Annotated in this window: 1 protein-coding gene; it reads right to left on the bottom strand. The window is 71.9% G+C overall.

Going from position 1 to position 1,196, the window contains the following annotated elements; translation table 11 throughout:
- Nucleotides 1-1,196, bottom strand: a 1,196-nt coding sequence (locus ACZ4TG_RS38105) for an acetyl-CoA carboxylase biotin carboxylase subunit (protein WP_468173037.1), incomplete at both ends; no start/stop codon positions are given.

Below are 1,196 nucleotides of genomic sequence, written 5' to 3'. Positions count from 1 at the left end.
TCGATCTCGAACTCGGCGAGGGCGCGGGCGGCGCGCTGGAGGGCCTGTTCGCGGGTGGCGCCGGTGACGATCAGTTTGGCGAGGAGGGAGTCCCAGGCGGGGCCGATGACGGAGCCGGATTCGACGCCGGCGTCCAGGCGCACGCCGGGTCCGGAGGGGGGTGCGAACTTGGTGACGGTGCCGGGGGCGGGCAGGAAGCCGCGGCCGGGGTCTTCGCCGTTGATGCGGAACTCGAAGGAGTGGCCGCGCAGGACGGGGTCGCCGTAGCCGAGTTCCTCGCCGTCGGCGATGCGGAACATTTCGCGGACGAGGTCGATTCCGGAGACTTCTTCGGTGACGGGGTGTTCGACCTGGAGGCGGGTGTTGACCTCGAGGAAGGAGATGAGGCCGTCGGCGGCGACGAGGAACTCGACGGTGCCGGCGCCGACGTAGCCGGCTTCCTTGAGGATGGCCTTGGAGGCGGCGTAGAGCTCGGCGTTCTGGGCTTCGCTCAGGAACGGGGCGGGGGCTTCCTCGACGAGTTTCTGGTGGCGGCGCTGGAGGGAGCAGTCGCGGGTGGAGACGACGACGACGTTGCCGTGGGAGTCGGCCAGGCACTGGGTTTCGACGTGGCGGGGCTTGTCGAGGTAGCGCTCGACGAAGCATTCGCCGCGGCCGAAGGCGGCGACGGCCTCGCGGACGGCGGAGTCGTAGAGCTCGGGGACCTCTTCGAGGGTGCGGGCGACCTTCAGGCCGCGGCCGCCGCCGCCGAAGGCGGCCTTGATGGCGATGGGCAGGCCGTGTTCCTTGGCGAACGCGACGACCTCGTCCGAGCCCGAGACGGGGTCGGGGGTGCCGGCGACGAGGGGGGCGCCGGCGCGCTGGGCGATGTGGCGGGCGGCGACCTTGTCGCCGAGGTCGCGGATGGCCTGCGGGGGCGGGCCGATCCAGGTCAGGCCGGCGTCGAGGACGGCCTGGGCGAAGTCGGCGTTCTCGGACAGGAAGCCGTATCCGGGGTGGATGGCGTCCGCACCCGAGTCGGCTGCTGCCTGCAGGACCTTGGAGATGTCCAGGTAGCTGGCGGCCGGGGTGTCACCGCCCAACGCGAAAGCTTCGTCGGCCGCGCGGACGTGCAGGGCGTCCCGGTCCGGGTCGGCGTAGACGGCTACGCTCGCGATCCCGGCATCCCGGCAGGCCCGAGCAACGCGGACAGCGAT

The sequence above is a fragment of the Streptomyces sp. NPDC028314 genome (assembly GCF_055565795.1).
This window is presented reverse-complemented; position numbering and strand designations above follow the sequence as displayed.